The organism is Planomonospora antibiotica (assembly GCF_014647955.1).
GTDB classification, from domain to species: Bacteria; Actinomycetota; Actinomycetes; order Streptosporangiales; family Streptosporangiaceae; genus Planomonospora; species Planomonospora parontospora.
The window spans coordinates 200,763-227,747 of the sequence record NZ_BMQE01000009.1; the positions used below are offsets into that span (position 1 = coordinate 200,763).

General features: G+C 73.6%; 23 protein-coding genes. 3 read left to right on the plus strand and 20 right to left on the minus strand.

From position 1 onward, the window contains the following. Positions 1–142: 142 nt before the first annotated feature. The 20 genes from IEZ06_RS11625 to pyrR all read right to left on the minus strand — a co-directional run bounded on the left by IEZ06_RS11625 (position 143) and on the right by pyrR (position 23,167). The gene (locus tag IEZ06_RS11625; protein ID WP_189236681.1) at positions 143–1,660 is read right to left on the minus strand and encodes an RsmB/NOP family class I SAM-dependent RNA methyltransferase; all 1,518 of its coding nucleotides are present in this window, start codon (positions 1,658–1,660) and stop codon (positions 143–145) included. Positions 1,661–1,663: 3 nt separating this feature from the next. Further along, positions 1,664–2,593: a methionyl-tRNA formyltransferase gene (gene fmt / locus IEZ06_RS11630; protein ID WP_189236682.1), complete on the minus strand. Its 930-nt coding sequence runs from the start codon at positions 2,591–2,593 to the stop codon at positions 1,664–1,666. 5 nt (positions 2,594–2,598) lie between these two features. Further along, positions 2,599–3,147, minus strand: coding sequence for a peptide deformylase (gene def / locus IEZ06_RS11635; RefSeq protein ID WP_189236683.1), 549 nt, complete (start codon positions 3,145–3,147; stop codon positions 2,599–2,601). Positions 3,148–3,199: 52 nt separating this feature from the next. Further along, a complete protein-coding gene (locus tag IEZ06_RS11640; RefSeq protein WP_189236684.1) occupies positions 3,200–4,591 on the minus strand; it encodes a hypothetical protein in 1,392 nt (463 codons plus the stop codon). Positions 4,592–4,631: 40 nt separating this feature from the next. Continuing rightward, complete coding sequence (locus IEZ06_RS11645) at positions 4,632–6,281, minus strand: hypothetical protein (RefSeq protein WP_229797965.1); 1,650 nt, start codon at positions 6,279–6,281, stop codon at positions 4,632–4,634. 49 nt (positions 6,282–6,330) lie between these two features. Continuing rightward, on the minus strand, positions 6,331–8,406 hold the full coding sequence (locus IEZ06_RS11650; RefSeq protein ID WP_189236685.1) for a primosomal protein N': 2,076 nt from the start codon (positions 8,404–8,406) through the stop codon (positions 6,331–6,333). A gap of 170 nt (positions 8,407–8,576) precedes the next feature. Beyond that, positions 8,577–9,764, minus strand: coding sequence for a methionine adenosyltransferase (gene metK, locus IEZ06_RS11655; protein ID WP_189236686.1), 1,188 nt, complete (start codon positions 9,762–9,764; stop codon positions 8,577–8,579). Between the two features lie 203 nt (positions 9,765–9,967). After that, positions 9,968–10,336 (minus strand): hypothetical protein, encoded by a 369-nt coding sequence (locus IEZ06_RS11660; RefSeq protein ID WP_068894192.1) that lies wholly within the window; start codon positions 10,334–10,336, stop codon positions 9,968–9,970. Between the two features lie 81 nt (positions 10,337–10,417). Then, a complete protein-coding gene (gene coaBC / locus IEZ06_RS11665) occupies positions 10,418–11,644 on the minus strand; it encodes a bifunctional phosphopantothenoylcysteine decarboxylase/phosphopantothenate--cysteine ligase CoaBC (RefSeq protein ID WP_189236687.1) in 1,227 nt (408 codons plus the stop codon). 10 nt (positions 11,645–11,654) lie between these two features. Beyond that, positions 11,655–11,918 carry a DNA-directed RNA polymerase subunit omega gene (rpoZ, locus tag IEZ06_RS11670; RefSeq protein WP_189236688.1) on the minus strand — a complete coding sequence of 88 codons (264 nt, stop codon included), beginning with the start codon at positions 11,916–11,918 and terminating at the stop codon, positions 11,655–11,657. A gap of 11 nt (positions 11,919–11,929) precedes the next feature. Further along, positions 11,930–12,502, minus strand: coding sequence for a guanylate kinase (gmk, locus tag IEZ06_RS11675; protein WP_189236723.1), 573 nt, complete (start codon positions 12,500–12,502; stop codon positions 11,930–11,932). Positions 12,503–12,715: 213 nt separating this feature from the next. Beyond that, positions 12,716–13,039 (minus strand): integration host factor, actinobacterial type, encoded by a 324-nt coding sequence (gene mihF / locus IEZ06_RS11680; RefSeq protein WP_068894195.1) that lies wholly within the window; start codon positions 13,037–13,039, stop codon positions 12,716–12,718. A gap of 186 nt (positions 13,040–13,225) precedes the next feature. Continuing rightward, positions 13,226–13,939 (minus strand): orotidine-5'-phosphate decarboxylase, encoded by a 714-nt coding sequence (gene pyrF / locus IEZ06_RS11685; protein ID WP_189236689.1) that lies wholly within the window; start codon positions 13,937–13,939, stop codon positions 13,226–13,228. Next, positions 13,936–14,910, minus strand: coding sequence for a dihydroorotate dehydrogenase (locus IEZ06_RS11690; RefSeq protein WP_189236690.1), 975 nt, complete (start codon positions 14,908–14,910; stop codon positions 13,936–13,938). Before IEZ06_RS11690 ends, pyrF begins: the two co-directional genes overlap by 4 nt. Further along, entirely contained in the window at positions 14,900–15,775 is an 876-nt protein-coding gene (locus IEZ06_RS11695; protein WP_189236691.1) for a dihydroorotate dehydrogenase electron transfer subunit, read from the minus strand. The genes IEZ06_RS11690 and IEZ06_RS11695 overlap by 11 nt, the downstream gene beginning before the upstream one ends. A 15-nt stretch (positions 15,776–15,790) precedes the next feature. Beyond that, positions 15,791–19,078, minus strand: coding sequence for a carbamoyl-phosphate synthase large subunit (carB, locus tag IEZ06_RS11700; protein ID WP_189236692.1), 3,288 nt, complete (start codon positions 19,076–19,078; stop codon positions 15,791–15,793). After that, positions 19,071–20,237 (minus strand): glutamine-hydrolyzing carbamoyl-phosphate synthase small subunit, encoded by a 1,167-nt coding sequence (gene carA, locus IEZ06_RS11705; protein WP_189236693.1) that lies wholly within the window; start codon positions 20,235–20,237, stop codon positions 19,071–19,073. The genes carB and carA overlap by 8 nt, the downstream gene beginning before the upstream one ends. A gap of 112 nt (positions 20,238–20,349) precedes the next feature. Further along, on the minus strand, positions 20,350–21,660 hold the full coding sequence (locus IEZ06_RS11710; RefSeq protein WP_189236694.1) for a dihydroorotase: 1,311 nt from the start codon (positions 21,658–21,660) through the stop codon (positions 20,350–20,352). Beyond that, entirely contained in the window at positions 21,657–22,589 is a 933-nt protein-coding gene (locus IEZ06_RS11715) for an aspartate carbamoyltransferase catalytic subunit (RefSeq protein ID WP_189236695.1), read from the minus strand. The genes IEZ06_RS11710 and IEZ06_RS11715 overlap by 4 nt, the downstream gene beginning before the upstream one ends. Next, positions 22,586–23,167: a bifunctional pyr operon transcriptional regulator/uracil phosphoribosyltransferase PyrR gene (gene pyrR / locus IEZ06_RS11720; RefSeq protein WP_068894202.1), complete on the minus strand. Its 582-nt coding sequence runs from the start codon at positions 23,165–23,167 to the stop codon at positions 22,586–22,588. The genes IEZ06_RS11715 and pyrR overlap by 4 nt, the downstream gene beginning before the upstream one ends. 341 nt (positions 23,168–23,508) lie before the next feature. Here pyrR and IEZ06_RS11725 point away from each other — a divergent pair, with 341 nt between their 5' ends. The 3 genes from IEZ06_RS11725 (at position 23,509) to IEZ06_RS11735 (ending at position 26,871) form a co-directional block, all read left to right on the plus strand. Further along, positions 23,509–24,753 carry an arginine deiminase gene (locus IEZ06_RS11725; RefSeq protein ID WP_189236696.1) on the plus strand — a complete coding sequence of 415 codons (1,245 nt, stop codon included), beginning with the start codon at positions 23,509–23,511 and terminating at the stop codon, positions 24,751–24,753. 287 nt (positions 24,754–25,040) lie between these two features. Beyond that, entirely contained in the window at positions 25,041–25,535 is a 495-nt protein-coding gene (gene bldD / locus IEZ06_RS11730; protein ID WP_068894204.1) for a transcriptional regulator BldD, read from the plus strand. A gap of 148 nt (positions 25,536–25,683) precedes the next feature. Further along, on the plus strand, positions 25,684–26,871 hold the full coding sequence (locus tag IEZ06_RS11735) for a PP2C family protein-serine/threonine phosphatase (RefSeq protein WP_189236697.1): 1,188 nt from the start codon (positions 25,684–25,686) through the stop codon (positions 26,869–26,871). Positions 26,872–26,985 lie beyond the last annotated feature (114 nt).

Genomic DNA, 26,985 nt, shown 5'->3' on the forward strand with positions numbered 1-26,985 from the left:
CCCGCCGCGGCCCGGCGGCCTTCCAGAGCCGCGACCGCGCCGCGGCCCCGGTGGCCCTCAGGGGGCGGGACCGGCGACCGCGCCGCCGAGCCGGCGGGTCCCGCCGGAGGGGCGGGGCCGCGGCCGCCCCGCGGGCGGACGGTCAGCGGCGGCGCAGCAGGGCGAGGAACATGGCGTCGGTGCCGTGGCGGTGGGGCCAGAACTGGGCGTAGGGGCCCTCGCCCAGCCCCTCGACCTCCGGCAGGTACGCGCGGGCGTCCAGCGCCTCGGCGTCCTCGCGGCCGCGCAGCACGTCGCCGACCACGGTGACCGTCTCGGCCAGGTGCGGCGAGCAGGTCACGTAGGCCACCACGCCGCCGGGACGGGTGGCGTCCAGGGCGGAGGCCAGCAGCTCGCGCTGGAGCCGGCCCAGCTCCGGGAGGCTCCGGGGATCACGCCGCCAGCGGGCCTCCGGGCGGCGGCGCAGGGCGCCGAGACCGGTACAGGGGGCGTCCAGCATGACCCGGTCGAAGACGCCCGGGCGCCAGGCCGGGACCCGGCCGTCGGCGGCGACCACCGCGGCGTCCCGGGTGGTCTGCCTGACCAGGCGGGCGCGGTGGTGCTGGAGCTCGGCCGCGAGCAGGCGGGCGCCGCCCTGCGCGGCGAGGGCGTCCAGCAGGCCCGCCTTGCCGCCCGGCCCGGCGCACACGTCGAGCCAGCGGGAGTCGCCGCCCGCCACCGGGACCCTGGTGAGCGCGACCGCCACGAGCTGGCTCGCCTCGTCCTGTACGGCGGCGCGCGACTCGGCCACGGCGCGGACCGCACCGGGGTCGCCCTCGGGCAGGTGGGCGGCGTAGGGGGAGAAGTCGGCCGGCTCGGCGCCGGAGTCGAGGAGCTCCTCCACCGACGAGCGGCCCGGGCGGGCCACCAGGGTGACGCGGGGGCGCTCGTTGTCGGCGGCCAGCAGGGCGGCCGTCTCCTCGATGTCCCCGCCGACGGCGTCGCGCAGCGCGGTGACGATCCACCGGGGGTGGCTGTGCGACACGGCCAGGTGGCCGACCGGGTCGTCGGCCGGGTCCGGGGCCACGATCGGCAGCCACTGCTCCAGGGAGCGGGTGGAGACCTTGCGGAGCACCGCGTTGGCGTACTTCGCGGGGCCCGCGCCGACCCGGAGCCGGACCAGGTCGACGGTCGTGCCGACGGCGGCGTGCGGGGGCACGCGGGTCTTGAGCAACTGGTGCACGCCCAGCCGGATGGCGTCCAGCAGCGGCGGGTCCAGCTCCTCCGGGGCCCGGTCGCTGCAGGCGGCGATGACCTCGTCGTAGGTGCCCAGCCCGCGCAGGGTGCCGTAGGCCAGCTCGGTCGCCAGTCCCGCGTCGCGCCCCGACAGGCGGCGCTCGCGCAGCAGCGCGGGCATCAGCAGGTTGGCGTAGGCGTCCCGCTCGTCCACGGCTCGCAGCAGGTCGTAGGCGGTGTTGCGGGCCTCGTCGTGGACCGGCCGGGGCGGGCGTCCGCCCCGGCTCCCGCCTCCGCGGCCGCCCGCGGGACCCCGGCCGCGACCGCCCGGCCCCTGGCGCCGACCTCCGCCGGAGCCCTGCCCTCCGCCGCCGGACCCGCCGTGCGGACGGCCCCCCTCACGGTCCCCGCCGCGCGGAGCGCCGCCGTTCCCCCGATCGCTCATCTCTCAGACCAGCCGATCCTCGTCGGTGGGCCGTACGCCGCGGGCCCACTCCCCCGCGGTCATCAGGCGCTTGCCTTGCGGCTGCACCTCGCTCAGCTCCACCGGGTGCGTGGCCGTACCGACCAGGACGGAGTTCTTGGCGGCCGCGACCTGGCCGGGGGCCAGCGCGGGCGCGTCGGGCGCGGGCCGCACCGGGCCGAGCTTGATCCGCTGGCCGCGGAATCCGGTCCACGCGCCGGGGGCGGGGGTGCAGGCGCGGACCAGGCGGTCCACCCGCATCGCCGGGACGGTCCAGTCGATCCGGGCGTCCTCGACGCTGATCTTCGGGGCGAGGCTCACGCCCTCGGCGGGCTGCGGCCTGGCCTCCAGCGTGCCGTCCTCGACCCCGTCGAGGGTGGCCGCCAGCAGCTCGGCGCCGGACTCGGCCAGCCGGGCCAGCAGCTCGCCGCTGGTGTCGGTGGCGCGGATCTTCTCGGTGACCACGCCGTAGACGGGTCCGGCGTCCAGTTCCTTGACGATCTGGAAGGTGCTCGCGCCGGTGATCTCGTCGCCGTGCAGCACGGAGTGCTGGACCGGGGCCGCCCCCCGCCAGGCGGGCAGGATCGAGAAGTGGAGGTTGATCCAGCCGTGGCGCGGGACGTCCAGTGCCGCCTGGGGCAGCAGGGCCCCGTAGGCGACCACCGGGCAGGCGTCGGGCCCGATCCGGCGCAGCCGCTCCAGGAACGCGGGGTCACCCGCCTTCGGCGGCCTGAGGACCTCGATGCCCGCCTCCTCGGCCAGCTCGGCGACGGGACTGGGGTGGACCTTCCGCCCCCGGCCCGACGGGGCGTCCGGGCGGGTGACGACGGCGACGACGTCGTGGCGCGGCGAGTCCAGCAGCGCGCGCAGCGAGGGCAGGGCGGTGTCCGGGGTTCCGGCGAAGACCAGGCGCAAGGTTCCTACAGAGCCTTCCCGTGGGTGGCGTGCGGGGAGAACTTGAACGTGGGCGCGGACAGCCCGCTCCACTCGGCCTGGCGGATCTCCCGCATCGCGAGCTTGCGCTGCGCGGGGTCCATCCGGTCGATGAACAGGATGCCGTCCAGGTGGTCGGTCTCGTGCTGGAAGCAGCGGGCCATGAGGTCGGTGCCCTCGAGGGTGACCGGCTCGCCGTGCATGTCGAAGCCCTTGGCCACCGCGCGGATCGCCCGGGGCGTCGGGTAGGACAGGCCGGGGAAGGACAGGCAGCCCTCCTCCCCCTCGGTGTCGAGGTCCTCGGACAGGTCGAGGTTGGGGTTGATCAGGTGACCGAGCCGGTCGTCCACGTAGTAGGTGAAGACCCGCAGCCCGACCCCGATCTGCGGTGCGGCCAGACCCGCTCCGGGCGCGTCCATCATGGTGTCGGTGAGGTCCTTGACGAGCTTGCGCAGCTCCTTGTCGAAGTCCTTCACCGGCTCCGCGGGCGTGCGCAGCACCGGGTCGCCGAAGAGGCGGATTGACTGAATGGCCAACAGGGCTCCTTCCACGGAATCCCCCCAGTTTAGGGGCCCCGGCGGCGCGGACCTACCTGGAGCGGGCCTTCATGACCGCCTTGCGCGCGGCCTTGGCCACGGCGGCGTCGGCGTGGTGCACACCGAGCATGTCGAGCACCACGATCGCGTCGGGATGCTCCACGAGGGCCATCTCCTCGACCAGGCGGACCAGGTCCTCGCCCGGCTCGAGCGCGGCGAACTCGCCCATCCCCTCGGGGGCCCGGCCCTGGTGGATCAGCGAGGCGAGCGTGTCGACCGCGATCCAGGTGTTGTCGGCGGGGGTGAGGGTGGGCGCGGGCAGGTCGCGGATGTGCAGCCAGGAGGCCGCGTAGCGCCACAGGGAGGGCTCGGCGAGGGCCTCCCGGACAGGGACCTCGGCCTCGGGCCCGAGCTCCTCCAGGATCGTGCTCACCACGCCGCGCTGCCCGGCCGCGCCGGAGGCGGCGACCCCGAGCAGCTCCCGGGCGGCGGTCTCGGGGCCGCGCGACTCCAGCCACACGGTGACGGCGCTGGGCGCGGCGGAGCCCTTGACGATCGCCTCGACAAGCTCACCCGCGCCGAGGTCGGCGAAGACCGCGACCTCCGCGCCGGTGGGCGCGTCGTGGCCCTCCCGCATCAGGTCCTGGCGGACCGCCCACACGCCGAGCGGGGTCAGCCGGGGCCAGCCGGCCGGCGAGCGCTCGACCAGGCCGCAGTAGCCCAGCAGGTCGAGCGCGGCCGCCAGCTCTCCGGGCAGGGAGGCCGCCAGCTGCCGCATCTGCGCCGGGCGGGCCTCGCAGGCCACCTCGTGCGACTGGAGGATGCCCTTGACCAGGGTGGCGGGGGACAGGCCGTCGCTCACGGCGTACATCGTCGCGAGCATCTCGGCGAGGTGCTCGTCCACCACGGCGGAGCCCGTCAGGCTCTCGTCGGCCCGGTCCAGCACGTCCATGACCACGCCGTCCCAGAACTCCAGCAGCGCCCGCGCAGGCAGGTCGCCGGTCAGGACGAGCGGCCCGGGGGCGGCCGTGCCCCGGGAGATCCGGAGCATGCCGGTGTTGACCGCGACGACCCAGAGCAGGTGGATGCGGGCGGGACCGGGCAGGCCGAGCTCGGCGGCCGCCAGGAACGGGTCGGGCAGCAGGCACTCGGGGGTCACCTGCCGGGTGCCGGTCCAGGCCGCCAGCCGCCGGGCGTCCCGCACCAGCGGGACCCGGAGCACCGCGCGGGCCAGCTCGGCGTCGGGGGCGAGCTCGACCGGCGGGAAGCTCAGCACCTCGCTGCCGCAGCTCGGGCAGTCGCAGTCGGCGTCCCCCGCGTCCCCCGCGACGGCCTCGTCGAGCACCGCCGCCCGCGCCTCCCGGGGCGCGGTCCCCAACTCGTCGACCAGCCTCCGCAGTTCGCCGAGATCGAAGACGTTGCCGGTGTTCCCGCTCTTTGCCACCCGTGAAACTTACTCCACAAGAGCCCCACGGATGTACGGCTCAGCCGATCGCGCGCGAACGCGCTTTGAAGGCCGCCTTGCGCGCCGCCTTGGCCGCGTTCTGGTCCGGCAGGGAGCGCCCGAGGAGTTCCAGCACGTCGACGGCGTCGGGGTGGTCCACCCGCCACATCTCCTCGATCACGTGCGACGGGGGGCCGGAGGCCGCCATGTTCTCGGCGAACGCCTCCGGGTCCTCCGCGGCCGCGGGCAGCGCCAGGGCGAGCATGTCCACGCTCATCCACAGCACCTCGTCCGGGGTGAGCGTCGGTGCGGCCAGACCGCGCGCGGACAGCCAGTGCACGGCGTGCGGCCGCAGCTCGGCGTCCTCCAGGAAGCCCCGGACGGACTCCTCCGCCTCCGCGCCGAGCCGGTCGACGATCGTGACCGCGACCCCCCGGGCGACGGCGGGCGCGCCCGAGGCCGCCCCCAGCAGCTCGGCGGCGGCCCCGGCGGGACTCCGGCGGGCCAGCCAGCCGGCGATGTCGGACTCGGCCACGTCGGGGAGCACGCCGGCCAGCAGGCCCTCGATCAGGCCGGTCGCGTCGGCCTCGGCCAGGTCGGGGGCCTCGGGCGCGTCCATGCCGAAGACGTCGTAGAGCTCGTGCAGGCCCCAGACCGCCAGCGGGGTCAGCTCCAGCGTCCCCTCGCCCCGGCTGAGCAGCCCGCAGTAGGCCAGCCGCCGCCCGGCCTCCTCCAGGTCGAGCTCGGCGCCCTCGTCGGCCAGGCCGATCTCGTCCTCGAGGTACTCCCGGACGACGGGCACGGGCACCGGCGCCTGCACCCGGTAGAACAGGTCGAGCAGGGTGTAGAGCTCCTCGTCGACGAGCCGGTCGCCGCTGAAGGCCCCGCCGGTGTCCTTCTCCACGGCGAACCGCACCGTCGCGGCCCACACCTCCAGGGGGTCGGGGTCGTCCCCGTCGAAGACCGCCGCGCCCTCCGTCTCGACCAGGCCGGTGTGCACCGCCAGGTCCCACAGGAACGCGGGGTCGCCGACCGCCAGCTGCGCGCTCGCCTCCGCGGCGTCGCGCACCCGCAGGGCGCCCTTGCGGGTGGGCGTGCGCCCTCCGGCCAGCATCCACTGGACCAGGCGGCGGGCGTCGGTCAGCAGGGGGACCCGCAGCGCGGCCTCGGCCAGCGCCTCGCGGGAGGCCAGCCGTACCGGCGGGAGCGGGGAGCAGCCCGGGCACTCGCAGTATTCGCCCTCCTGGGCGTCCTCGGCGGGCGGGGAGTCCTCGCCCCCGTCCAGCGAGTCGGCGCCCATCGCGCTGAAGAGGCTCTTGGCCATGCCGAACCGGGAGGTGTCGGCCAGCGCGGCCGGCATCTCGGGTTCGATCCGGTCCAGGGTGGCGCGCATGCGCGCGGCCATCTTGCCGCCGATCTCCTCGGTCTCGAGCAGGAAGTCGACGAGGGTCCGGGCGGCGGCGACCGTCTCCGGGGCGCTTTCCGGAGGGGCGATGACCTTGCGCGGATAGATGTTGAGCAGCAGCTCCTCGAAAGTGACCGAGGTGAAATCCCCCAGCTCGTTCACGTCCAGGTAGTCGCTGGCGTAGTCGCAGAGCAGACGTGCCTCGTCCGCGTCGACCTCGCGGCCGTGCGCACGCCCCCACGCCCGAAGATCGTCGATGGCCCGATTCACCCATTCAATCGACACAGGGAGAAATTAACGGCTTACTGTCAGCACCGCGAATCGGGGAAACTACTCAAATGGCGTCCATAGGGTCAATGCATACCCTGACCACCTCCGGCGCCTTACGCGCGGAACGCACGCCGGCGGCCCCCTTCAGCGCGGAGGCGAGCACCGGGGCGGCCCCCCACGGCACCCGCACGATGGCGCGTTCCCGCACCTGATCGCCCCGGGGCGTCTCCACGGGCACCGGCCCGAGCACCCGCGCGCCCTCCGGCAGCGCGGTCTCCCCCAGCATCTCCCGGACCGCCGCCGGGGACCCGGTCAGCGTCGCCATCCGCACCGCCGGGGGGAAACCGAGTTCTGTCCTGTCGGCCAGTTCCCGCTCGGCGTGCGTGACCGGGTCCCAGCGCAGCAGCGCCTGCACGACGGAGAGCGAGGAGTCGGCCAGCACGACCAGCTCGGCCCCGGGCCGCAGCAGGGCCGCGGCGTTCAGCCACCGGCGCAGCGTCTCCTCGGCCACCCGCAGGTCCGGCCGCCCCAGCAGGGCCCACCCGTCCAGCAGCACCGCCGCCGCGTAACCGCCCTCCGGCACCGGCTCGGCCCCCGGGGTGGCCACCACCAGCGCCCTGCCCGGCCCGACCGCGGCCAGCACGCCGTCCCGGCCGGACGTCCTGACCGGGACCGAGGGGAAGGCCCGCCCCAGTTCCTCGGCCGTCCGGCGGGCGCCCACGACCCGGGCGCGCACCCGCGTCCCGCCGCAGGCCGCGCAGCGCCACTCCCCCGCGATCCGCCCGCACCAGCGGCAGTACGGCGCCGCGTGGCCGCTCCGCAGCGCGAGCGGCCCGGCGCAGTGCCCGCAGCGCGCCGCGGCCCGGCAGCCCTGGCAGGACAGCGCGGGCAGGTAGCCCCGCCGGGGGACCTGCACCAGCACCGGGCCGTGCTCCAGCCCGGCCCGCAGCGTGCGCCAGGCGAGACTGGGCAGCCGGGCCGCCCGCGCCGCCTCGTCCCTGGCCAGCTCCGCGTCGTCGCCGGCCGGCCGCACCCTCGGCGCCCGGGCCCGGACCGCCTCGCGGGGCGCGGCCAGGGCGGCGGCCCAGCCGGTGGCCACCAGCCGGGTGGCCTCCGCGGTGCGGGCGTGGCCGCCGACGAGCAGGCCCGCGCGCCCCCGGTGGGCGCGCAGCGCCAGGACCTCGCGGGTGTGCGGGTACGGCGCCAGCCGCTCGGCGTGCAGGTCGTCGCCGTCGTCCCAGACGACCGCCAGGCCCAGGTCCCGCACCGGGGCGAACGCCGTGCCCCGGGTGCCCAGCGCCACCCGGGCCTCGCCGCGCAGCACCCGCAGCCAGCGCCGGTAGCGCTCGGCGGGCCCCAGGTCCGCGGTGAGCGCCACGTGCCGGCCCGGGCCCAGGACCGCCTCCAGCGCCGCGCCGGCCAGCGCCACGTCCTTGCCGTCGGGCACCACCACGAGCGCGCCCCGGCCGCCGCGCAGCGTCTCGCGCACCGCCACCGCCACCGCCTCCGGCCACTCCGGGCCCCGCGGCCCGGTCCCCGGCAGCGCGGTCCACACCGCCCGCGGGGCGCGCCCGGCGGCCAGCTCCGCCAGGAACGCCTCCCCGCCCGGGTAGTTCGCCCAGGGGCCCGGCCCGGCGGCTTGCAGGGGCTCCTCCGGCTCCCTCGTGCGCGGCTCGGCCTCGACCCTGGCGTGGCGCGGCGGGACGGCCAGGCGCAGGACGTCGGCCAGGGTCCCGGCGTAGCGGTCGGCGACGGCGCGGGCCAGGGCGGCGATCTCCGGGGTCAGCACCGGCTCGGCGGAGACCACCCGCTCCAGCCGGGCCAGCTTCCCGGGGTGCTCGCTGGTCTCCACCCGCTCCAGCAGGAACCCGTCGACGAGCTTGCCCGCGAAACGGACCCGGACCCGGCAGCCCGGGACGGCCGCGGCGTCCAGGGTCGCCGGGACGAGGTAGTCGAACGGCCGGTCCAGGTGGGGCAGCGGCGTGTCCACGGCGACCCGCGCGACGGGCAGCTCCGCGGCCGGCTCCGGCACGCCCCGCACCGGTCCGGCGCTCCGCGCGGGGGCGGGGCGCTCACGGACGGCGTCCAGCGGAAGCAGGGCGCCGTCGTCCGGGGAGGGGGTCGCGAGGGTCACCCCCATGTCCTACCAGACCTCGCGGGCACCTCCCGCCGATCAGCCGGGACCCCCGCCGTCCGCATCGCCCGCATCGCCGCCTCCGCCTTCCGGACCTCCCGTCGACGGCGGTGAGGGTGAGGACACGACGAGCCCCCGGTGGAACGGGTCCGCCGGGGGCTCTCGTCGCGATGGGACTACAGACCGGCGGCGGTGCGCAGGGCGTCGGCCCGGTCGGTGGCCTCCCAGGAGAACTCCGGGCGGCCGAAGTGGCCGTAGGCGGAGGTCTCGGAGTAGATCGGGCGGAGCAGGTCGAGATCGCGGATGATCGCGGCCGGGCGCAGGTCGAAGACCTGGAGCACGGCGGCCTGGATCTTGGCGATGTCGGTCTTCTCGGTGCCGAAGGTCTCGACGAACACGCCGACCGGGTGCGCCTTGCCGATGGCGTAGGCGACCTGGACCTCGGCGCGGTCGGCCAGACCGGCGGCCACGATGTTCTTGGCGACCCAGCGCATGGCGTAGGCGGCCGAGCGGTCGACCTTGGACGGGTCCTTGCCGGAGAAGGCGCCGCCGCCGTGGCGGGCCATGCCGCCGTAGGTGTCGACGATGATCTTGCGGCCGGTCAGGCCGGCGTCGCCCATCGGGCCGCCGATCTCGAAGCGGCCGGTCGGGTTGACCAGCAGCCGGTAGCCCTCGGTCTCCAGCTCCAGACCGGCCAGGACCGGGTCGACCACGTGCTCCTTGATGTCCGGCGCGAGCATCTCCTTGAGGTCGATCTCGGCCGCGTGCTGGGTGGAGACGACCACCGTGTCGAGGCGGACCGGCTTGTCGCCGTCGTACTCGATGGTGACCTGGGTCTTGCCGTCGGGGCGCAGGTAGGGGACCGTGCCGTCCTTGCGGACCTGCGACAGGCGCTCGGCCAGGCGGTGCGCGAGCTGGATCGGGAGCGGCATCAGCTCGGGGGTCTCCCGGCAGGCGTAGCCGAACATGAGGCCCTGGTCGCCGGCGCCCTGGCGGTCGAACTCGTCGCCCGCCTCGCCCTCACGGGCCTCGTAGGCGGCGTCGACGCCCTGAGCGATGTCGGGGGACTGCGCGCCGATGGACACCGACACACCGCAGGAGGCGCCGTCGAAGCCCTTGTGCGAGGCGTCGTAGCCGATCTCGAGGATCTTCTCGCGGATGAGACCCGGGATGTCTACGTAGGTCTCCGTCGTCACCTCTCCGGCGACGTGGACCTGACCGGTGGTGATCAGCGTCTCGACCGCGACCCGGCTCTTGGGGTCTCCCTTGAGCATGGCGTCGAGAATCGCGTCGCTGATCTGGTCTGCGATCTTGTCCGGGTGGCCCTCGGTGACCGACTCGGAGGTGAACAGGCGACGGGACAAGTCAGTGGCTCCTCATGCAGCGGCTGCTGGCGACGGGGCTCCGGTGCGGGGGCGCACCGCGAGCGCTCCGCCGAAGTCTAGCCGCTCACCGGCCGTTCGCGATTCTCCCTTCCGCCTCCGGCCGGCGGGAGGGCGGCGCACACCGGGGATCCGTCCTCTCCCGGCGGCGGTTCCGCACCCGAACCGCTCCCGAGGCGGGCGGATCAAAGGTCGGGAAGCGGGTCGGGCGGCAGCGTCTCGGGCGCGAAGACCTCGGCGTCGGCGGCGTGGACCACCGCGGCGTACTCCTCCTCGATCTCGAACACCGTGCCGCCGAGCTCGATGGCCGCGCCGGCGGAGAACTCCACCGGGCCGATCCGGGTCCGCCGGGCGTGGGTGGAGTGGATCGCGGTCGGCACGTTCCTGTCGAAGAAGGCCGTGGACAGCACGTGGATCGCCTGGTCGGACACCACGACCAGGAAGGCCGCCATCCCCGGCGGCCCCACCGACAGCGCGGGCAGGACGTAGCGGATGTCCTGCCCGGGAGGGAGCAGCGCGCGGCAGCGCGCCCTGACGGCGGCCGGCACCGGCATATCGGACCCCTCCCTGACACGGCGTTCCGGGTCGCTCTGTCCGACGCAGTATCCGCCGGAAGGCGATCTCCGGCAAGCGGATCAGGGAAGCCGCTCGGCCACCAGGTCCCAGACCACGTCGGCCAGCGCCTCCTTGGGCCCGCGCGGGATCTCCACCGGCTCCGCGTCCGCGGACAGGACGACCGCCGCGTTGTCCGGGGTGCCGAAGGCGAGGTTCTCCCCGACCTGGTTGACGACGAGCAGGTCGCAGCCCTTGCGGGCGAGCTTGGCCCGCCCGTTGGCGAGCACGTCGTCGGTCTCGGCCGCGAACCCCGCGATCACCGCGGGGTACGGCGCGGCGCCCTCGCGGCGGCGCTCCCCCAGCTCGGCGAGGATGTCCGGGTTCTTCACCAGGTGGACGGCCTCGGGCTCGGCCGAGGTCTTCTTGATCTTCGAGTCGCTCCGCGCCGCGGGCCGGAAGTCCGCCACGGCCGCGGCCATGACCACGGCGTCGGCGTCGGCCACCGCCGCCAGCACGGCGTCGCGCAGCTGGAGCGCCGACTCGACCCGCACCACCGCGACCCCCGCGGGGTCGGGCAGCGCGACGTTGGCGGCGACCAGCGTGACCCGGGCGCCGCGGGCGGCGGCCGTCCGGGCCAGGGCGTATCCCTGCAGGCCCGAGGAGCGGTTGCCGATGAAGCGGACCGGGTCGATGGCCTCGCGGGTGCCCCCCGCCGAGACGACCACGTGGCGGCCGGCCAGGTCGAGGGAGCGGCCGGCCAGGACCCGGCGGCAGACCTCGAAGATCTCCGCGGGGTCGGGCAGCCGCCCGCGGCCGGTGTCGGCGCCGGTGAGGCGCCCCACGGCCGGGTCGAGGACGAGCGCGCCGCGCTCGCGCAGGACGGCCACGTTGGCCTGCGTCGCCGGGTGCTCCCACATCTCGGTGTGCATCGCCGGGGCGAACACCACCGGACAGCGCGCGGTCAGCAGGGTGTTGGTCAGCAGGTCGCCGGCGATGCCGTGCGCGGCCTTGGCCAGCACGTCGGCGGTGGCGGGGGCCACCACCACCAGGTCGGCGCCCTGGCCGATGCGGACGTGCGGCACCTCGTGCACGGAGTCCCAGACGTCGGCGGTCACCGGGTTGCCGGAGAGCGCCGCCCAGGTGGGCTCACCGACGAAGCGGAGCGCCTCCCGGGTCGGGACGACGCGGACGTCGTGGCCGGACTCGGTGAACAGGCGGAGCAGCTCGCACGCCTTGTAGGCGGCGATGCCGGCGCTCACCCCGAGCACGACGCTCGGCCTGGCGGGCGCGTCCTCGGACGTTCGCATCGGGCGGGTCTCAGCCCTCGATGGGCTCGGCGGTGAGCAGGCCCTCGCTGACCTCGCGCAGCGCGATGGACAGCGGCTTCTCCTGCGCGTGGGTCTCCACCAGCGGGCCGACGTACTCCAGCAGGCCCTCGCCGAGCTGGGAGTAGTAGGCGTTGATCTGGCGGGCCCGCTTGGATCCGAAGATCACCAGGCTGTACTTGCTGTCGACGATGTCGAGCAGCGCGTCGATCGACGGATTGGTGATGCCTTCGCTGTATGCGGCGTTGGTTGCCACGTCGTGTCCCCCTAGCTAGTTGAACGTCCGGGGCTCGAAGCCTCGGGAGCACCAGCCAGCAAGGCTATCAGCCGCCGGCACACCTCCTGGACCGACGTGTTCACCAGTGTCAGGTCGAATTCGCGCTCGGCGGCCATCTCGATCCGGCCGGCCGCCAGGCGGCGGGCGATGACGTCCTCCGGCTCGGTGCCGCGGCCGCGCAGGCGCTTCTCCAGCTCCTCCCAGCTCGGCGGGGCCAGGAAGACCAGCAGCGCCTCCGGCATGGTCGCGCGGACCTGGCGGGCGCCCTGCAGGTCGATCTCCAGCAGGGTGGGGATCCCGGCGGCGAGCTTCTCCACGAGGGGCGTCCGTGGAGTCCCGTACCGGTTGCCGGCGAACTCGGCCCACTCCAGCAGCCCCCCGGAGGCGACGAGGCGGTCGAACTCCTCATCGTCGGCGAAGAAGTACTCCACCCCGTGGGTCTCGCCGGGGCGGGGCTTCCTGGTGGTCACCGAGACCGACAGCCACACCTGGGGGTGTGCCCGCCGAAGCTCGGCGACGACCGTGGACTTGCCGACGCCCGACGGCCCGGACAGGACCGTCAGGCGGTTGCCGGTCGGCCCGGTGGAGGCTCGCGCCTCCTCCGGACTCCCGGCCGGGGGTGTGGAGCCACCGGATCCGCTCGTCGCGGTCTCGTCCGGAGCCCGGCCCTCGTCGGGCCGCGATGCTCCGGTTGACGTTCCGGTCACTCCAGACCCCCGTGATGCCGTCCCCGCTGCGCGGGGTGAAGCGTGCGAACTGTGGAACCGAGACTAGTCCTAGCTCTCGGCTCCGCCGAACTCACGCTCCAGGGAGGCGCGCTGGTTGGCGCCGAGACCCCGCACACGGCGGGACTCTGCGATGCCCAGCCGCTCCATGAGCTGCTTGGCGCGGACCTTGCCCACGCCGGGGAGCGACTCGAGAAGGGCCGACACCTTCATCTTGCCGATGACGTCATCGGCCTGCCCGTCTTTGAGCACCTCAGTCAGAGAGACCGCGCCGTGCTTCAGGCGGTTCTTGACCTCGGCACGCTCTCGGCGGGCCTTGGCAGCCTTTTCCAGGGCTGCGGCGCGCTGCTCGGGGGTAAGGGGAGGAAGAGCCACGCCGGGTCACCTCGAATTTCCTGTCGATGTACTCGGACGGGAAGGGAAACTAGCTGGTCATCGCGATCCAAGCAACGTCAACCCCGGTTTCTGCGCCCAGAAAGCCCGGTTCTTCACCCTGAGTAGTAGAGATATAGCTCATTGTCGGTCAAACGACGCTCAGCCCGGGGTTTTCCGCGACGAAGATCACATGTCCCGGCCGCCGGTCGCGGAGGCCTTCCGGAGCGCCGCGGCGATGCCGGCGGCCGCGGCGCCGGGGTCCGCCGAGCCGGTGATCGGACGGCCGATCACGAGGAGGTCGGCGCCGTCGGCGAGCGCCCGCTCGGGCGTGGCCACCCTCGCCTGGTCCTGGGTGTCGGCTCCCGCGGGGCGCACGCCCGGGGTGATGAGCGTGACGTCCGGACCGACCTCGGCCCGCACCGCGGCCACCTCCCGGGGGGAGCACACCAGCGCCTGCGCGCCCGCCCCGACGGCCAGGACCGCCAGGCGGCGCACGGCGTCGTCGGGGGGTCCCGAGATGCCCGCCCGCTCAAGATCGGCCTCTGAGAGCGACGTGAGCACCGTCACGGCCGCGATGCGCGCCGCGGGGGCGGCCTCCACCGCCGCGCGGACCATCGCGGCCCCTCCGGCCGCGTGGACGGTCAGGATCGCGGGCTTGAGCCGCGCCACCGACCGCGCCGCGCCCGCCACGGTGTTCGGGATGTCGTGCAGCTTCAGGTCGAGGAACACCTGCACCCCGCTCGCCCCCCGGACCGAGGCGATGACGTCCGGCCCGTAGCGGAGGTAGAGCTCCAGCCCGATCTTGACGGTGCTGACGTGCGGGGTCACCAGGCTCGCCCAGCGGGCCGCGGTCTCCAGGTCGGGCGCGTCCAGGGCGACGGCGATGGGGGCGGGGATCACAGCGGGCTCTCCTCGAAGTCCGTACGGTGCCGGGTGGTCGCCCCCGGCGGGCGGTGGGCCAGTCCGACCGCGTCGGCCAGCCGGTGGAACCCCCGCGCCGCCAGGATCTCCTCCAGCTCGCGCAGGACGCGCAGACCGGCGTAGGGGTCGTGGAACAGCGCGGTGCCCACCGCGACGACGCAGGCGCCCGCCAGGACGAACTCGAAGGCGTCCCGGCCGGTCAGCACGCCGCCCATGCCGATGATGGGCACGCCGGGCAGCGCCGCGTGGACCTGCCAGACGCATCGTACGGCCAGCGGCCGGATCGCCGGTCCCGACAGGCCGCCGGTGACCGCGGCGAGCGAGGGGCGCATGGCGTCGGTGTCGATGCTCATGCCGAGCGGATTGTTGATCATGGACAGCGCGTCGGCGCCCCCGTCCACGCACGCGCGGGCGACGCTCACCACGTCCAGCGCGTCCGGGGAGAGCTTGGCCACCACCGGCACGTCGTAGCGCATCACCGAGCGCACCGAGGCGACCACCTCCGCGGAGGCGGCGCCGTCGCGGGCGAAGACCCGCCCGCGGTCCTCGATGTTGGGGCACGACAGGTTGACCTCCACGGCGGTCACGCCGGGTGCGTCGGTGAGCCTGCGGGCCAGCGCGGTGTACTCGGCGACGGTGCCGCCGCCGATGGACACCACGGTCCTGATGTTGCGCTGGGCCAGCCAGGGCAGCTCCCGCGCCAGGAACGCGTCCACGCCGGGTCCCTGCAGCCCCACGGCGGCCAGCAGGCCCGAGGGCGTCTCCGCCATCCGGGGGGTCGGGCGGCCCGCCCTGGGCGCCATCGTGATCGACCGGGTGGTCACCGCCCCGAGCCGGCCCAGGTCGAAGAACTGGGCCAGCTCGGCGCCGGAGGCCGCGCACCCGGCGGCGGTGGTGATCGGGTTGGCCAGTTCCACGTGCCCGAGGTAGGTCCGCATGTCAACCGGCATGCCGTGTGCCTCCGCCGGGCGCTCCGAGCGCGTCGAACGGGATCGTTCCCACGTCGTCGAAGCGGACGCGCTCGCCCCGGAAGACCGGGCCCTCGACGCAGGAGCGGACCATCCGGGTGACGCCGTCGTCGCCGATGACCGGGAGCACGCACGTCATGCACACGCCGATCCCGCAGGCCATCCGCTCCTCCACGGCCACCTGGACCGGGATGTCGAACTCGACCGCCACGGCGGTCACCCCGCGCAGCATCTCCATGGGACCGCAGGCGTAGACCGCGTCGGCGCGGACGTCGGCGATCACACCGGGCAGCACGTCGGTCACCCGGCCGCGCATGCCCAGCGACCCGTCCTCGGTGGTCAGCGTGGTGGTCTCCCCCATCCGGCGGGCGCGCAGCGCGCCGAAGACCCGGTCGGCCGAGGCCGCGCCGAGCACGAAGTCCACCCGGCAGCCGCGCCGCTGGAGGGCGTCGGCGACCGCGAAGAGCATCGCGGAGCCGTACTCGCCGCCGACCAGGACGCAGGTCACCGGGTCCCGGGGCAGCGGGAACGGGCGGCCGAGCGGGCCCACCAGGTCCAGCGTGTCCCGGGCGCGGCGCTCGGCCAGCCAGGCCGTGCCCGCACCGCCGGCGGTGAAGACGAACTCCACCGTGCCGCCGTAGTCGGGCTTGACGTCGTGGACGGAGAAGGCACGGCGCGTCAGCATCGACGTCCCCGGCCCGCCGACGGCCACCGCCACGAAGTGGCCGGGGCGGAACCGCTCGACGATGCCCGGCGCGACCACGGTCAGCGCATGGTAGGCGTCGACCCGGCGCGTCGTCAGCACCGTGCCCGTGACCTGTACCGGAGTGACAGGCGTCTTGCTCACCTCCCGCTCAGGGCATCATCCCCGCAGCCTGTGGGCGTGCTCCTGAAGGGACCGTACGCCGATGTCGCCGCGAACGACGGCCTGAACGCCCTGAACGGCCGCGGCCAGTCCCTGGACGGTCGTGATGCAGGGCACGCCCCGCAGCACGGCCGCGGTGCGGATCTCGTAGCCGTCCAGCCGCGGCCCGGACTGGCCGGGGCTGCCGAAGGGCGTGTTCACGATGAGATCCACCTCGCCGTCCAGGATCCGCCTGCCGATCGTCGGCTCGCCGTCGGGACCGGGTCCGTCGCTCTGCTTCCGCACGATCTTGGCATGGACGCCGTTGCGGCGCAGCACCTCCGCGGTTCCCTCGGTGGCCAGGATCTCGAAGCCGAGGTCCGCCAGGGCCTTCACCGGGAAGATCATGGCCCGCTTGTCCCGGTTCGCGACCGAGACGAAGGCCCGCCCCTTGGTCGGCAGCGAGCCGTAGGCGGCGGCCTGCGACTTGGCGTAGGCCGTGCCGAAGAACGCGTCGATGCCCATGACCTCGCCGGTGGAGCGCATCTCCGGGCCCAGGATGGTGTCCACGCCCCGGAACCGGTTGAACGGCAGCACCGCCTCCTTGACCGCGATCGGCGCGTCCAGCGGCATCGTGCCGCCGTCGCCGGAGGCCGGGAGCATGCCCTCGGCGCGCAGCTGCGCCACCGTCGCGCCCATCATCACCCGGGCCGCGGCCTTGGCCAGCGGCACCGCCGTGGCCTTGGAGACGAACGGCACGGTACGGCTGGCGCGCGGGTTGGCCTCCAGCACGTACAGGATGCCGGCCGACATGGCGTACTGGACGTTGAGCAGGCCGCGCACGCCCACGCCCCGGGCGATCGCCTCGGTGGCGGCGCGGATGCGCTTGATGTCGAAGCCGCCGAGCGTCATCGGGGGCAGCGAGCAGGCCGAGTCGCCGGAGTGGATGCCGGCCTCCTCGATGTGCTCCATCACGCCGCCGAGGTACAGCTCCTCGCCGTCGAAGAGCGCGTCCACGTCGATCTCGACGGCCTCGTCCAGGAACTTGTCCACCAGCACCGGGTGGTCGCCGGCCGCGCGCGACATGTAGGTGACCAGGGTGGCGTCGTCGTAGACGATGGCCATGCCGGCGCCGCCCAGCACGTAGCTCGGCCGCACCAGGACCGGGTAGCCGATCTCCGCGGCGATCTCCAGCGCCTCGGCCTCGGTCACCGCGGTGCCGTGCTTGGGCGCCGGGAGCCCGGCCTCGGCGAGCACGCGGCCGAACGCGCCGCGCTCCTCGGCCAGGTGGATGGACTCCGGCGAGGTGCCGACGATCGGCACGCCCGCGTCCTTGAGCGCCTGCGCCAGCCCGAGCGGGGTCTGCCCGCCGAGCTGGACGATGACGCCGGCGACCGGGCCCGTCTGCTGCTCGGCGTGGACCACCTCCAGCACGTCCTCCAGGGTGAGCGGCTCGAAGTAGAGCCGGTCGGAGGTGTCGTAGTCGGTGGAGACCGTCTCGGGGTTGCAGTTGACCATGACGGTCTCGTAACCGGCCCGTGACAGCTCGAAGGAGGCGTGCACGCACGCGTAGTCGAACTCGATGCCCTGGCCGATCCGGTTGGGGCCGGAGCCGAGGATGAGGACCTTCGGGCGGTCGCCGTACGGGACCTCGGTCTCCTCGTCGTAGGTGGAGTAGAGGTACGGCGTGCGGGCGGCGAACTCGGCGGCGCAGGTGTCCACGGTGTTGTAGACCGGGCGCACGCCCAGCGCGTGGCGCAGGTCGCGCACGCGCGCCTCGTCCAGGCCGCGGATCCCGGCGATCTGCGCGTCGGAGAAGCCGTACCGCTTGGCCCTGGTCAGCGCGGCGGCGTCCAGCTGGGACGCCTCGCGCAGCTCGGCGGCGACCTCGTCGATCGCCAGCAGCTGGTCGATGAACCACGGGTCGACGGCGGTGGCCTCGAAGAGCTCCCCGGCCGTGGCCCCGGCCCGGATGGCCTGCTGCATGGTGGTCAGGCGGCCGTCGTGCGGGGTGCGGCAGGCGGCCAGCAGCTCGTCCTTGTCGCCCGGCTCGCCGGTCCAGGAGAAGGGGGCGCCCTTCTTCTCCAGCGAGCGCAGCGCCTTCTGCAGCGCCTCGGGGAAGGAGCGGCCGATGGCCATGGCCTCGCCGACCGACTTCATGTGGGTGGTCAGCGTCTGGTCGGCCCCGGCGAACTTCTCGAAGGCGAAGCGCGGCACCTTCACCACGATGTAGTCGAGCGTCGGCTCGAACGACGCCGGGGTCTCGCGGGTGATGTCGTTGGGGATCTCGTCGAGGGTGTAGCCGACGGCGAGCTTGGCCGCGATCTTGGCGATCGGGAAGCCGGTGGCCTTCGACGCCAGCGCCGAGGAGCGCGACACGCGCGGGTTCATCTCGATGACTACCATGCGGCCGGTCTTCGGGTCGACCGCGAACTGGATGTTGCAGCCGCCGGTGTCCACGCCGACCTCGCGGATGACCGCGATGGCGACGTCGCGCATGTTCTGGTATTCGCGGTCGGTGAGGGTCAGCGCGGGGGCCACGGTGACGCTGTCGCCGGTGTGCACGCCCATCGGGTCGATGTTCTCGATGGAGCAGACGATGACGACGTTGTCGGCCCGGTCGCGCATGACCTCCAGCTCGTACTCCTTCCAGCCGAGGATGGACTCCTCCAGGAGCACCTCGGTGGTCGGCGAGGCGTCCAGGCCCGCACCGGCGATGCGGCGCAGGTCCGTCTCGTCGTGCGCGAAGCCGGAGCCCACGCCCCCCATGGTGAAGGAGGGCCGCACGACCAGCGGGTAGCCGAGCCCGCCGGCCGCGGCCAGGCACTCGTCCATGGTGTGGCAGACGACCGAGCGGGCCGACTCGGCGTTGAGGCCGCGCTCGGCGGCGACCTTGGCGACGATCTCCTTGAACTTCTCGCGGTTCTCGCCCGCCTGGATGGCGTCCACGTCGGCGCCGATGAGCTCGACCTCGTACTTGGCGAGCACGCCCGCCTCGTGCAGGGCGATCGCGGTGTTGAGCGCCGTCTGGCCGCCCAGGGTGGGCAGCAGCGCGTCGGGGCGCTCCTTGGCGATGATCTTCTCGACGAACTCGGGGGTGATCGGCTCGACGTAGGTGGCGTCGGCGAACTCCGGGTCCGTCATGATGGTCGCGGGGTTGCTGTTGACGAGGATCACGCGGAAGCCCTCGGCGCGCAGCACGCGGCACGCCTGGGTGCCGGAGTAGTCGAACTCGCAGGCCTGCCCGATCACGATCGGCCCGGAGCCGATCACCATGACCGACTGGATGTCCGTGCGCTTAGGCACTCTTGTTCGCCTCCATCAGAGCGCAGAACTGGTCGAAGAGCCCTGCGGAGTCGTGCGGGCCGGCCGCGGCCTCGGGGTGGTACTGGACGCTGAAGGCGGGCCGGTCGACCAGCCGCAGCCCCTCGACGCAGTCGTCGTTGAGGTTGACGTGGCTGACCTCCGCCGGGCCGTACGGCGTGTCGAAGGCGCCGTCCAGCGGGGCCTGCACGGCGAAGCCGTGGTTGTGCGCGGAGATCTCCACCTTGCCGGTGCGCCGGTCCTGGACCGGCTGGTTGACCCCGCGGTGCCCGTAGCGCAGCTTGTAGGTGCCCAGGCCCAGCGCGCGGCCGAAGATCTGGTTGCCGAAGCAGATGCCGAAGAACGGCCGGCCCGCGTCCAGCACGCCGCGCAGCGCCTCGACGGGGCCGTCGGCGGTGGCCGGGTCGCCGGGGCCGTTGGAGAAGAACACCCCGTCGGGGTCGAGCGCGAGGATGTCGGCGGCGGTGGCGGTGGCGGGCAGGACGTGCACCTCGCAGCCGCGCTCGGCCATCCGGTGCGGGGTCATGGACTTGATGCCCAGGTCCACGGCCGCCACGGTGTACTTCTTGGCGCCGCGGGCGGGCACGACGTACGGCTCGGCGGTGGAGACCTGCTCGGCCAGGTCGGCGCCCTCCATCGGGGGGCTGAGGCGGACCCGCTCCAGGAGCTCCTCGACCGGGGCCACGGCCCCGCCGGAGAAGATGCCGGCGCGCATGGCGCCGCGCTCGCGCAGGTGCCGGGTGAGGGCGCGGGTGCCGGGGATGGCGATCCCGACGACGCCGGAGTCGGCGAGGTAGTCGTCCAGGGAGCGGGTGGCGCGCCAGCTGGAGTGCACCCGGGCGGGCTCGCGGACCACGTAGCCCGCCACCCAGACCCGGGACGACTCGGGGTCGGCGTCGTTGACGCCGGTGTTGCCGATGTGCGGCGCGGTCATCGCGACGATCTGGCGGTGGTAGGAGGGGTCGGTGAGGGTCTCCTGGTAACCGGTCATCCCGGTGTTGAAGACCATCTCGCCGAAGGTCTCGCCCTCGGCTCCGTACGGGGTTCCGTGGAAGACGCGTCCGTCCTCCAGCACGAGAACCGCGGTCCCGGTCCCGCCGCCCGCCGGGCGGCCGCCGGTCCGCTCGCTTCGCTCACTCACAGAACATCCCACTCATCTCGGTCATTACTTCTGAAAGTATGAAATATCCGGCGCATGGGCGGAGGACGTCTCCACGATGTGGGACGCCCGCCGGCGCGGGCGGGCGCGGCCGTCACGCGAGCTTGCCGTCGAGGACGGTCGGGCGGCCCCGCAGGAAGGTGGCCACGACCCGGCCGGGCAGGGACCTGCCCTCGTAGGGGGTGTTGCGGCTCTTGGAGGCGTAGGAGGACGGGTCCACCTGCGCGCGCACGGAGGGGTCGTAGAGGGTGATGTTGGCCGGGGAGCCGGCCGCCAGCGGCCGGCCGTGACCGGACAGGCGGCCGATCCTGGCCGGGGCGTACGACATGCGCTCGGCCACGCCGGCCCAGTCGAGCAGGCCGGTCTCCACCATGGCCTCCTGGACCACCGCCAGCGCCGTCTCCAGGCCGATCATGCCCATCGCCGCCGCGGCCCACTCGGTCTCCTTGTCCTCGACCGGGTGGGGGGCGTGGTCGGTGGCCACGACGTCGATCGTGCCGTCGGCCAGGGCCGCGCGCAGCGCCTCGACGTCGGCGCGGGTGCGCAGCGGCGGGTTCACCTTGTAGATCGGGTTGTAGGCGCCGACCGGCGAGTCCTCGACGAGGTCGTCGGTGAGCAGCAGGTGGTGCGGGGTCACCTCGGCGGTGACGTTCCACCCCTTGGACTTGGCCCAGCGGATGATCTCCACCGAGCCCGCCGTGGAGACGTGGCAGACGTGCAGGCGGGAGCCGACGTGCGCGGCGAGCAGGCAGTCGCGGGCGATGATCGCCTCCTCGGCGACCGCGGGCCAGCCGGTCAGGCCGAGCCTGCCGGAGACCGCGCCCTCGTTCATCTGCGCGCCGGCGGTCAGCCGCGGCTCCTGGGCGTGCTGGGCGACCACGCCGTCGAAGGCCTTGACGTACTCCAGGGCGCGGCGCATGAGCACCGCGTCGGAGACGCACTTGCCGTCGTCGGAGAAGACCCGGACGCGGGCCGCGGAGTCGGCCATCGCGCCGAGCTCGGCCAGCCGCTCGCCGCCGAGGCCCTCGGTGACCGCGCCGACCGGCTGCACGTCGCAGTGGCCGGCCGCCAGGCCCAGCCGCCAGACCTGCTCGACGACGCCCGCGGTGTCGGCGACCGGGGAGGTGTTGGCCATGGCGTGCACGGCGGTGAAGCCGCCGAGGGCCGCGGCGCGGGTGCCGCTCTCGACGGTCTCGGCGTCCTCCCGGCCCGGCTCGCGCAGGTGGGTGTGGAGGTCCACCAGACCGGGCAGGGCGACCAGGCCCGCCGCCTCGACGGTCTCGTCGCCGGCCAGGCCCGGCCCGACCGCGGCGATGAGGCCGCCGTCGATCAGGATGTCGGCGGGCTCGCCGCCGAGGATCCGGGCGCCCTTGATGACGGTGGTCGCGGTGGTCTTCGAGCTCACTGGTCTTCTCCCCCGAGGTTGGCGCCGCCGAGCAGCAGGTACAGAACGGCCATGCGGGTGGTCACCCCGTTGGCGACCTGCTCGACGATCGTCGAGCGCGGCGAGTCGGCCACCTCCGCCGCGATCTCCATGCCCCGGTTCATCGGCCCGGGGTGCATCACGATGGCGTCGTCGTGCATCTTCGCGACGCGGTCGCGGTCGAGGCCGTAGCGGCGGCTGTACTCCCGCTCGGTGGGGAAGAACGCGGCGTTCATCCGCTCGCGCTGCACGCGCAGCATCATCACCGCGTCGGACTTGGGCAGCACGGCGTCGAGGTCGTAGGAGACCGCGCACGGCCAGGAGCCGACGCTCACCGGGAGCAGGGTCGGCGGGGCCACCAGCGTCACCTCGGCGCCGAGGGTGGCCAGCAGCAGCACGTTGGAGCGGGCCACCCTGCTGTGCAGCACGTCGCCGACGATCGTGACCCTCCTGCCGTCCAGCGGGCCCAGACGGCGGCGCATCGTGAAGGCGTCGAGCAGCGCCTGCGTGGGGTGCTCGTGCGTGCCGTCTCCGGCGTTGACCACGCTGCCGCGCACCCAGCCGGCCAGCCGGTGCGGCGCGCCGGAGGCGCCGTGCCGGATGACCACGGCGTCGGCGCCCATCGCCTCCAGGGTCAGCGCGGTGTCCTTGAGCGACTCGCCCTTGGAGACGCTGGAGCCCTTGGCGGAGAAGTTGATCACATCCGCGGACAGGCGCTTGGCCGCGGCCTCGAACGAGATCCGGGTCCGGGTGGAGTCCTCGAAGAAGAGGTTCACCACCGTGCGGCCGCGCAGGGTCGGCAGCTTCTTGATGGAGCGCTCGGAGATCTTCGCCAGCTCGTCGGCGGTGTCCAGGATCAGCAGGGCGTCGTCGCGGCTCAGGTCCGCCGCCGAGATGAGATGCCGCCTCACTTGTCGCCCTCCTTCAGCAGCACGACCGCGTCCCGGCCGTCGTTCTCCTCCAGGTAGACCTTGACGATCTCGCTCTTGGAGGTGGGGAGGTTCTTGCCCACGTAGTCGGCGCGGATGGGCAGCTCCCGGTGGCCGCGGTCCACCAGCGCGGCGAGCTGCACGGCCCGCGGGCGGCCCAGGTCGCCCAGCGCGTCGAGCGCGGCCCGGACGGTGCGGCCGGAGTAGAGCACGTCGTCGACCAGGACGACCGTCCTGTCGTCGACCCCGTCGGCCGGCAGGTCGGTGCGCCCCAGCGGCCGGGCGGGCTTGGTGCGCAGGTCGTCGCGGTACATCGTGATGTCGAGGGAGCCGACCGGGACGGCGCGGCCCTCGAACTGCCGGATGTGCTCGGCCAGGCGGCGGGCCAGGTGGACGCCGCGCGTGGGGATCCCGAGCAGGACGACATCCTCGCCGCCCTTGGTGCGTTCGAGGATCTCGTGGGAGATGCGGATCAGCGCCCGGTTGATGTCGGGGCCTTCGAGGACGGCGTGCGCGGGGCCGCGGATCTGGTCGCGGGCACGCGAAACGGCGTCGGTCAAGAGAACACCACCTTTCCCGCCTCACGGGACGGGTCTTAAAGGAAGTCGACACCCTCAAGGTATCAGCAGGAGGACGGCCGCTCAGAATCGGGCGTTTATTGCACCAATAGCGACAAAACCTGACCAAGGTGACTATTCATCTCGATGACCTCCGGCCGGCCTCGTCAGGGGGCCGGCGCACCCCGCGGCCGGGAGCGGCACCGCGGTCCCGGCCGCGGGACGTGCGCTCCGCGGCCGGGCCCCGCCTTGCCGGAGAGACCGGGTTTCGCCCCTCCCCGCCCGGGAATCCCACTCGGCACCGCCCTCCCGCGGACCGTCCCGCGGCGACCGAGGAGACTGCCATGGCCTTTCACGTCGGCTCCGAGGTGGGCCGGCTCAGGCAGGTCGTCCTGCACGAGCCCGACCTGGCGCTGAAGCGGCTGACCCCCTCCAACAAGGACGAGTTCCTCTTCGACGACGTGCTGTGGGTGCAGCGCGCGGTGGAGGAGCACGAGGAGTGGCAGCAGGTCCTGCGGGACCGGGGCGTCACGGTGCACCTGCTGTCGGACCTGCTCCGCGAGACGGTCGCCGTCCCCGAGGCGCGCAGGCACATCCTCGACGGCATCGTGGACCCCCGCTGGTTCGGGCCGCTGGCCACCGACGCCGTCCGCAACACGCTCGACGCGATGGACCCGGCACAGCTGCAGCCGTACCTCACCGGCGGCCTGACCAAGCGCGAGTTCCTGGAACTGTCCCCCGAGCCCCGCAGCGTCGCCTTCCACACGCTGGACATGGACGGCTTCGTCCTGCCGCCGCTGCCCAACCACCTGTTCACCCGCGACACCTCGTGCTGGATCTACGACGGCGTCTCGATCAACGCGATGCGCAAGAAGGCCCGCCGCCGCGAGACGGTCAACTACGAGGCGATCTACCGCCACCACCCGCTGTTCGCCGGCGGCTACGACCGGCCCGGCCAGGACGGCTACCACGTGTGGATGCCCGGCATGGCCGCCGCCCCGGCCACCATCGAGGGCGGCGACGTGCTGGTCATCGGGCGCGGCGCGGTCCTGGTCGGGATGAGCGAGCGCACCCGGCCGCAGGCCGTCGAGATGCTCGCGTGCAGCCTGTTCGCCCGGGGCTCGGCGAGCCGGATCGTGGCGCTGGACATGCCGAAGGCGCGCGCGTTCATGCACCTGGACACGGTGATGACCCAGGTCGACGAGGGGACGTTCACCAAGTACGCCGGACTGGGCATGCTGCCGTCCTACACGATCGAGCCGGGCGGCAACGACAAGGAACTCAAGATCACCGACCACGCGCCGGAGGAGATGCACCGGGCGATCGCCGCCGCGCTGGGCCTGGACGGCATCCGGGTGCTGACCGCCGTCCAGGACGTGCACGCCGCCGCGCGCGAGCAGTGGGACGACGGCTGCAACGTGCTGGCGCTGGAGCCGGGCGTGGTCGTGGCCTACGAGCGCAACACCACCACCAACAACCGCCTGCGCGCGGCCGGCATCGAGGTGATCACCATCCGGGGCAGCGAGCTGGGCCGGGGGCGCGGGGGCCCGCGCTGCATGAGCTGCCCGATCGAGCGCGACGGCGTCTGACGCCCGCGGAGCGGATTCAGAGGCCCGACAGAGGGAACAAATGCGGCATTCAAGGCGGAACCCGCCGGACCGGATTCGACCTCTTTTTTCCAATCAGCTTGACCTTCGGCGTCCGCCCCTTTACCGTCACTGTCCGTAACCACACGTCGTGACGTTACCGGGTGAACCCTCACTCTCCGGTCATCGCAGGCGCCTACCCCTGGGCGCCGACCCGGTGACCGGAGCATACGGCGTGAGGTAGCACAATCAAGTGAAAGCAGTACATTAGAGAGCCGGGGGGCCACACGATGCCGTCTGAATACGCCAAGTCGCTGGGTGCACGACTCCGCGCCATTCGCACCCAGCAGGGATTGTCCCTGCACGGAGTCGAAGAGAAGTCCCGTGGACGTTGGAAGGCGGTCGTCGTCGGCTCCTACGAGCGTGGCGACCGCGCGGTCACGGTGCAGAAGCTTGCCGAGCTCGCGGATTTCTACGGGGTGCCCGTCTCGGAGTTGCTGCCCGGAGGCGCCGCCCCGAGCCCGCTGGGACCCACACCGAAGCTTGTGATCGACCTTGAGCGCCTCTCCCAGCTCCCCAAGGAGAAGGCCGGCGCCCTTGCCCGTTACGCGGCGACCATCCAGAGCCAGCGTGGTGACTACAACGGCAAGGTGCTGTCCATCCGCCAGGAGGACCTGCGCTCCCTCGCCGTGATCTACGACAAGTCTCCCAGCGAGCTCACCGAGGAGCTCATCAACTGGGGCGTCCTGGACCCCGAGGCGCGCCGCGCCGTCGACTCCTTCTGATCCCGGACCGTCTCATGGGTGCGCCGGTTCCGGCGTACCCATCCGGCCAGGGATGCGTTCTTCCGTTGAACCTCGCGTGTAGTCCGCCGCCGATGTCCATCGCTGTGGTAGGAAAAAACAAACGCGCTGTTTAACGAGACGTGGTGAGATGCTCAGGAGAGACGACCGCCAGGATCGCTCCCCGTCACGCCCGAAAAACCGGCTCGCCTCTCTCCGCGCCTCCCTCTCCTCGACCAGGGCCCGCGCCTTCGTCAGGCTCCTCTCCTCCGTCGAGACCGGCAAGACCCACGCCGTCCTGAAGCTGCTGCCGTTCATCGTGATGGCCGTGGTGGCCACGATCGATTTCGGCACGGGCCCGACGACCGGTCTCCTCCCCCTGCTCGCCCTGGGCCCCGCCTTCGCCAGTGTGGCCTGCGGCCTGGCCCGCACCACGCTGGTCGGCGTCATCGCCCTCCTGCTCGGCGTGGCCCTCGGTGCCTACAACGACATCCTCTGGACGCCCCGCACCAACGTCACCGTCATCGCCATCCTCGGCGTGACCATGGCCAGCGTCCTGGCCAGCGCCGGGCGGCTCCGCCACGAACGGCGGCTCGCCGACGTCCGCTCGGTGGCCGAGGCCGCCCAGCGGGTCCTGCTCCGGCCGGTGCCGCGCCGCGCCGGACCGGGGATCGGCGTCGCCGTCTCCTACACCTCCGCCACGGCCGAGGCCCGGATCGGCGGTGACCTGTACGAGGTGGTCACCACCCCGCACGGGGTCCGGGTCATCGTGGGCGACGTCCAGGGCAAGGGGCTGGAGGCCGTCGAGACGGCCGCGGTGGTGCTCGGCGCCTTCCGGGAGGCCGCCTACGACGAGTCCAAGCTCCAGGGCGTGGTGTCCCGCCTGGAGAACGCGCTGAGCCGGGAGCTGTCCGGTGAGCAGTTCGTCACCGCCGTACTCGCCGAGATCACCGGCGGCGCCTCCATCACCGTCCTGAACTGCGGCCATCCGCCGCCCATGGTGCTCACCGCCGAGGGCGACCACTGGTTCGCCGGTCCGCCGGAGGACGCGCTTCCCCTGGGGATGGGCGCGCTGAAGGCCGGGGAGCCGGTGCCGTACCAGCTCCCGTTCGAGCCCGGCCACCAGGTCCTCTTCTACACCGACGGGGTCATCGAGGCGCGGGACCGCTCGGGCCGGTTCTATCCCCTGGACTCCCGCGCCCACCTGCTGGACGGCGCCGACCCGCAGCTCGCCCTGGACGCCCTCCGCGCCGACCTCCTCCACCACGTCGGCCGCCCGCTGGCCGACGACGCCGCCATGCTCCTCCTCCGCCACCGCGCCGCCCGCTCCGCCGACTGACCATCCCGACTGGTTCGGCCGGGTCCCGTTTGCGGGGTGGTTCGGTGGTTCGCGGTGGTCGGGGTGGGTGCGCACTGCGGCGGGCCGGTGGTCCTGCCGGCCGTCGCAGTTGAG

Excerpts from the sequence above, each read along its gene's own strand:
- IEZ06_RS11625 (WP_189236681.1), bottom strand. The coding sequence starts at position 1,660 with ATGAGCGATCGGGGGAACGGCGGCGCTCCGCGCGGCGGGGACCGTGAG.
- IEZ06_RS11650 (WP_189236685.1), bottom strand. The coding sequence starts at position 8,406 with ATGGGGGTGACCCTCGCGACCCCCTCCCCGGACGACGGCGCCCTGCTT.
- IEZ06_RS11660 (WP_068894192.1), bottom strand. The coding sequence starts at position 10,336 with ATGCCGGTGCCGGCCGCCGTCAGGGCGCGCTGCCGCGCGCTGCTCCCT.
- coaBC (WP_189236687.1), bottom strand. The coding sequence starts at position 11,644 with ATGCGAACGTCCGAGGACGCGCCCGCCAGGCCGAGCGTCGTGCTCGGG.
- IEZ06_RS11690 (WP_189236690.1), bottom strand. The coding sequence starts at position 14,910 with ATGCCGGTTGACATGCGGACCTACCTCGGGCACGTGGAACTGGCCAAC.
- IEZ06_RS11725 (WP_189236696.1), top strand. The coding sequence starts at position 23,509 with ATGGCCTTTCACGTCGGCTCCGAGGTGGGCCGGCTCAGGCAGGTCGTC.
- bldD (WP_068894204.1), top strand. The coding sequence starts at position 25,041 with ATGCCGTCTGAATACGCCAAGTCGCTGGGTGCACGACTCCGCGCCATT.
- IEZ06_RS11735 (WP_189236697.1), top strand. The coding sequence starts at position 25,684 with ATGCTCAGGAGAGACGACCGCCAGGATCGCTCCCCGTCACGCCCGAAA.